This is a genomic window from Pseudarthrobacter kochi, assembly GCF_055412805.1.
In genome coordinates this window covers 1-6163 of the sequence record NZ_JBVAYV010000083.1, presented here as the reverse complement: position 1 = coordinate 6163, position 6163 = coordinate 1, and the positions used below count along the sequence as shown (strand labels likewise).

The window sequence follows — 6163 nt, the reverse complement described above, 5'->3', positions numbered from 1 at the left end:
TCACTTCCGGCCCATCCCGGGCGCCGGGATGGGCCGGAAGTGACCCCGCGTTGTTTGTTAAAGTGCGACGGCGGGCGTCCACCAGAAGGTGGGCGCCCGCCGTCGTCGTGGCGGGAAGTGGGATCAGCTGGTCTTTGCCAGGCCGGTGCGGGCCATGGCGTCGGCGTAGACGGTGCCCATTTCCTCGAGGTACTGCTCCTGCCGGGCCGGTGTGCCGGCGAAGGCGCGGCCGCTGAGCGAGCGGACCTTGTAGGTCTTGAGGCCGCGGCGCCAGATCATGGGCACCTCGGTCTTGAGGAGAAGGTTCGCGAGGCGGTTGGCTTCGGTGCCGTGCGCGACGATCACCGAGGCGCGGGGCACGACGGCGAGGAACTTCAGCAGCGGCTTCAGGCCTGCGGAAATCTGGTCCGGGGTGAACTTGCCGTTGGGCTCGCCCGGGACGTACCAGGGGTGGACGTTCCACGGCATCACGTACTCGGGGCGCAGGCCCAGCTTCCACTGGACGCCGAGCAGGCGGGTGGCGGCTTCCTCGTCGCCGGCGGTGATGAAGCCCGACTCATCCTCTGTTCCGATGTTGGAGAAGAGGCTGATGATGCGGCACTCATCGATGTCGTGCATCGGGTCCACATAGGGAACATTCGTGCCAGCTTTGGTTGCCTGCAGCGTGTCGCACAGTTCGTTGACGGCCGCGACGCTAGGTTCGTAGCGGCGGCTCAAAAGCTGTTCGCGGGAATTTTCAGTGGCCAAGGCTGTCATATGTTGCTGAGTCTCCTGCGGGATTGGTGAAGCTGCCAGACCGTCCGGGGGCACGCCGAATACGGTGTGGTTTGAAAATGTGGTGTGGACCGATTCCTGGTCGATCCTTATTAGTCTATCAAGCCCTGCGAAATGACGGGCCGGCCGAAGGTCCTCTACCAGAGCCGGGCAGTGGCGCGGCGGGCGCCTTCGCCCAGGGATTCCAGCTTGGCAAAGGCGATTTGCGGGTGCACGCGGCCGCCGAGACCGCAGTCTGTGGAGGCAATCACATTTTCCCGGCCCACCAATTGGGCGAAGCGCACGATCCGGTCAGCCACCAGGTCCGGGTGCTCGACGACGTTGGTGGCGTGGGAGACAAGACCGGGGATGATGACTTTTCCGTCGGGAAGCCTGGTGTCCTCCCAGACACGCCATTCATGCTCGTGGCGGACGTTGGCGGCCTCGGAGGAGTAGCCCCCGGCGTTGACCTGCAGGACGGAGCCGATGATGTCCGCGAAGGGGATGTCCGTGGTGTGCGGGCCGTGCCAGGAACCCCAGCAGACGTGCAGCCGGATCTGTTCCTGGGGGAGATCGCGCAGGGCCCAGTTGGTGGCCTCTACCCTGAGCTGGATGAACTTGAGGTAGTCGGCCAGGCTCGGTTCCGGATTGATCTGGTCCCAGCTTTCGGCCAGCGACGGGTCATCGAGCTGGACCGTGAGGCCGGCGTCGATGATGGCCTTGTACTCCTCCCGCATCGCGTCGGCGCAGGCGTAGAGGAGCTCCTCATCGGTCTTGTAGTACTCGTTCGCGACGCGGGCGCAGGAGCCCGGGGACAGGGAAGCGACGAAGCCCTCGGACAGCCCGGCGGCGGCCATGCCGGTCTTGAGGTTGGCGATGTCCGAGTTCACCAGGGCCTGCCCGGTGTAGCGCAGCGGGCCGGCGATCTTCGGCTGCGTGACGCTCTTGCGGTGCGCCAGGATCCCGGAGGACGGATCGTTGTAGGCGTCGTTGAACTCCTGCCGGTCGCGCCGGTCCGGGAAGGAGGTCAGCACGATGTGGCCGGGGCTGGAGCGGTGCACCGCGGCGTCAGCCCAGCGGTCCACATCGGTCGGTTCAAGGCCGCCAAGCCGGCTGAAGGAATAGTTCCACCACGCGCCGTAGTCCACCGAGCTGGACATGGTGTGCCCGTATTCGCCGTCGTTGGGAATATCGATGCCGAGGTCCTTCTGGCGCTGCACGATGTCCACCACGGAGGTTTCCAGCAGGTCCAGGAACTCGGGGGTGATGCCGTCTGCCTCCTTGGCCTCGTTCGCGGCGATGAGCTCCGGGGTGCGGGGCAACGAGCCGGCGTGGGTGGCGCGGATATGGTCGGTGTTCTGCTGCGCGTTCTGCTGCATGGGGGCGCTTCCTTTCCATCGGTCCTGGCGGTAGCACCCTCGCCGTCACGGCGGCCGCAGATCAGCGGGCTGTGTCCGGGCAGGGTTGCTGCGGCGTCAACGGTCCAGGTCCCTCGGCCGCTCGGGATGGTCAACTCTTACCTGATTCCACCCGGCAGGCCTGCGCAAGTCTTTCCGGCGCATTCCCGCTGGCTGGACGCTGGGGGACCCGCGCAACCGGCGGGAAGTCCATTGGATGGTCAAATGAACTGCCGCCACCGGGATCGGCTAAACTTGGGTGGTAAGAGCCCCGGACTCTGGCGTTGATGGTAAGAGCACAGCGGTAGATTCGGGGCATTCTCATGAACGGCGCTGAGCTCCGGTGGCCACCCTGGTGGATCACACGGACTTCGGCCCGAACGAATGGGGGAGGATCCCATGCCAGCAATCGTGATCGTCGGAGCCCAATGGGGCGACGAAGGCAAAGGTAAGGCCACTGACCTGCTCGGCCACCGCGTCGACTACGTCGTGAAGCCGAACGGCGGCAACAACGCCGGCCACACCGTCGTCGTGGGCGGTGAGAAGTATGAGCTCAAACTCCTTCCTGCCGGCATCCTGAGCCCGAACGCGGTCCCGATCATCGGCAACGGCTGCGTGGTGAACCTGGAGGCCCTGTTCCAGGAGATCGACGGCCTGGAAGCCCGCGGCGCGGACACCTCCAAGCTGCGGATCTCCGCCAACGCCCACCTCGTGGCGCCCTACCACCAGGTCCTGGACAAGGTCACCGAGCGTTTCCTCGGCAGCCGCGCCATCGGTACCACCGGCCGCGGCATCGGCCCGGCGTACATGGACAAGGTGGCCCGCCTGGGCATCCGTGTCCAGGACGTCTTTGACGCCTCGATCCTGCGCCAGAAGGTCGAAGGCTCGCTGCGGCAGAAGAACGAACTCCTGGTCAAGGTCTACAACCGCCGCGACATCGAGGTGGACGAGATCGTGGACTACTTCCTGTCCTTCGCCGAACGCCTGCGCCCGCTGGTCATCGACAGCACCTTCGTGCTGAACAAGGCGCTGGACGAGGGCAAAGTGGTCCTTATGGAGGGCGGCCAGGCCACGTTCCTGGACGTCGACCACGGCACCTACCCGTTCGTGACCTCCTCGAACCCGACGGCCGGCGGCGCCTCCGTGGGCTCGGGCATCGGCCCCACCCGCATCTCGCGCTCCATCGGCATCATCAAGGCATACACCACGCGTGTGGGCGCCGGGCCGTTCCCCACGGAACTGTTCGATGAGATGGGCATGTACCTGCAGAAGACCGGCGGCGAATTCGGCGTCAACACCGGCCGCCCGCGCCGTTGTGGCTGGTACGACGCCGTGCTGGCGCGCCACGCTTCCCGCGTCAACGGCTTCACCGACTACTTCGTCACCAAGCTGGACGTGCTCACCGGCATCGAGCAGATCCCGGTCTGCGTGGCCTACGACGTCGACGGCGTCCGGCACGACGAAATGCCGATGACGCAGACCGAGTTCCACCACGCCAAACCGATCTTCGAGTACTTCGAGGGCTGGACCGAGGACATCACCGGCGCCCGCACCCTGGACGACCTCCCGGAGAACGCCAAGAACTACGTGTTGGCCCTCGAGAAGCTTTCCGGCACCCGCTTCTCGGCGATCGGTGTTGGGCCGGACCGCGACCAGACCATCGTCATCAACGACCTGATCAACGACTAATGCAGTAACTGCTGACGCCCGACGGCGGCGGGTCACCTGGAAAGGTGGCCCGCCGCCGCCGTCGTTAAGCCGCCGTCCGGGTCCCTCGCAGCGGCTGTCCGAAAAAGAAAAAAGAAACTTCCGAACAGTGCGTAACCTTTCGGGGCACTCCAGCGATTACTCCTTTGTAAGCGCCGCCGGAACATGGACCCCCCACCGGAAATCCGGCTGGCCTTCCACTGCAAGTGCAGGCCGGCGCCCGCCCCCATCGGGCGCTGGCCAGCCTTCCACTGAACGAGCGGGCTGTTGACTGCCCCCATCAGGCTCCAGCCAGCCTTCACACAAAAAACAAAGGATGTACGTTTCTTATGAAGAGTGTTAGCAAGACCACCAAGATTGCTGTCGGCGCCGCGATTCTCGTTGTTGGAGGATTCTCCGGCATCGGCCTGGCCAATGCGGCCCAGGTTTCGACCACCCAGCAGGCTGAAGTGACCCCCGCTACGCCCGCCGTGCCGGCAACCCCCGCGGTTCCGGCGACTCCTGAACTTCCCGCCGCCCCGGCCGTGCCGGCTGTCCCGGCTGTGCCGGCTTCCCCGTCCGTTGACGGCTCCGCCGAGGGCGACGTCGAGGGTGCCGACGGCTCCGCTGAAGGTTCCGTCGAGGCCGACAACGACGGCGTTTCCGTCGACGGCGCTGCCAATGCCAAGGGCGCTGCCGAGGCCAAGGCCCACGCCGGCGTGACCGTCGCTGTCCCGGGCGCCAAGGGTGTTCCGGCGGTTCCTGCCGTTCCGACCGTTCCGACCCTGCCGTCGGACGTGCAGCCTGAGCTCGACAAGTAGGCATTGAACGCCTCTTTGGAGGCACCCGGGGTGCGGCCGCTAGACTTGCCGGGGCCGCACCCCAGCAGTAACCGGAAGGACAGCCTCTTGGCAGAACAGCTAAGCGATGATGAATTGTCAGCAGCCTTGGCTGGCGAGCCATCAGGGTTTAGCGCTGTCTACACGGTCATTTCACCCGCGGTGCTCGGCTACTTCCGGGCCCGCGGCGTGGAAGACGCCGAGGCGCTCACCCAGGACGTCTTCGTGGACATCCTGCCGAAACTCGCCAAGGTCACCGGCGGCCACACCGGCCTGCGGACCTTCATTTTCTCCGTCGCGCACGCCCGGCTGGTCGACCACCACCGGCGGGCAGACCGCACGCCGTACCTGGCCGAATACGATCCCCGGGATGACACGCGGTACGCCCCCTCCGCCGAGGACGAGGCCCTCGGCTCCCTGGGCGGCATTGCAGATTCCCTTTCCCGGCTCAACGGAGAGCAACGGGAAGTCCTGGTCCTGCGGATCGTCGCGGACCTCTCCATCGACCAGGTGGCCGGCATCATGGACAAGACGCCGGGTGCCATCAAACAGCTTCAACGACGCGGGCTCAGCGCCCTGCGCGAACTCGTCACCGAAAAGGACCACGCAGCATCATGACCGGCACACGCGAACCCCAGCAGGATGGCCGCATCCAGGCGATGCTCCGTGATGCCGGCCTCGACGGTGCCGCCGAGCTCCGTGGTTCACTGGAGCAGCTCAGCGCCCTGGTCCCGGACCGGGCGCCGGCGCCCCGGGCCGACCTCGCGGCAGTGCTCGCCGCTGGCGGTTTCGTTGCCGACCGTCCGGACGCAAGCCCGACGACGGCGATGCCCGCTCTCGCGTCCGCACCGGGTCCCGGCGAGGAACTCCTGCCGGCAGGGGTCACGAGCCTTGCCGAGCGCCGCGGCCGGAAGCGCAGGCTGGCTATCGTCGGTGGCGCCGTCGTGGGCGCCATGACCCTCGGTGCCGGCGCCGTGGCGGCCTCCAGCGAGGACTTCCGCAAAAACGTCAGCCACACCGTCGGCAGCATTTTCCAGCCTTCCGGCGAGACGCCCGATGTGGCCCCGCGGCCCGCACGGCCGTCACCGGCGGACATTCCGGCTCCCGCCGTGCCGTCCAATGCAGCGAACTCCGCCACCCCGCCTGTGGCAGATGATGCTGCTGCGGCACCCGGGTCCGCGGCCTCGGTTCCTGCGGCGCCCGGCGCCGCGGCCACTCCGCCGGCGGTTGGCCGGGGCGGAATCCTTCCGGTGCCGCCCCGCCGCCCTGTCACACCATCCGTGCCCGGGCTCCCCGGCCCGGGTGAGGACCGGAGCCTTCCCAAGGGTCAGCTGCCGGAGCCGACCCTTCCCGGCGTGCTTCCGACGCTCCCCGGCCAGCCCTAGGACATTGGCGGCCTGTCCGCGTCGCGGGTAACGTGGGGGGTTGGTTTTTTCTCCCTCCTACTAACCCACCCCCCTCCCCCGAATTTTGGGTCCGAAACCCCTG

6 protein-coding genes are annotated in these 6163 nt (G+C 66.8%); 4 read left to right on the top strand and 2 right to left on the bottom strand.

Annotated features, from left to right (window positions below):
- Positions 1-123: 123 nt before the first annotated feature.
- Positions 124-756, bottom strand: a complete 633-nt coding sequence (locus ACZY0Y_RS19460) for a uracil-DNA glycosylase family protein (protein WP_463885776.1) — start codon at positions 754-756, stop codon at positions 124-126.
- A gap of 155 nt (positions 757-911) precedes the next feature.
- Complete coding sequence (locus ACZY0Y_RS19455) at positions 912-2132, bottom strand: cobalamin-independent methionine synthase II family protein (RefSeq protein ID WP_463959884.1); 1221 nt, start codon at positions 2130-2132, stop codon at positions 912-914.
- Positions 2133-2549: 417 nt separating this feature from the next.
- Between ACZY0Y_RS19455 and ACZY0Y_RS19450 the strand changes: the two genes are divergently transcribed.
- The 4 genes from ACZY0Y_RS19450 to ACZY0Y_RS19435 all read left to right on the top strand — a co-directional run bounded on the left by ACZY0Y_RS19450 (position 2550) and on the right by ACZY0Y_RS19435 (position 6060).
- Positions 2550-3839 (top strand): adenylosuccinate synthase, encoded by a 1290-nt coding sequence (locus ACZY0Y_RS19450; protein ID WP_160668127.1) that lies wholly within the window; start codon positions 2550-2552, stop codon positions 3837-3839.
- Between the two features lie 347 nt (positions 3840-4186).
- Positions 4187-4657 (top strand): hypothetical protein, encoded by a 471-nt coding sequence (locus tag ACZY0Y_RS19445; protein ID WP_463959883.1) that lies wholly within the window; start codon positions 4187-4189, stop codon positions 4655-4657.
- 87 nt (positions 4658-4744) lie between these two features.
- Positions 4745-5293, top strand: a complete 549-nt coding sequence (locus tag ACZY0Y_RS19440; RefSeq protein WP_463885771.1) for an RNA polymerase sigma factor — start codon at positions 4745-4747, stop codon at positions 5291-5293.
- Positions 5290-6060, top strand: coding sequence for a hypothetical protein (locus ACZY0Y_RS19435; RefSeq protein ID WP_463959882.1), 771 nt, complete (start codon positions 5290-5292; stop codon positions 6058-6060). The genes ACZY0Y_RS19440 and ACZY0Y_RS19435 overlap by 4 nt, the downstream gene beginning before the upstream one ends.
- Positions 6061-6163 lie beyond the last annotated feature (103 nt).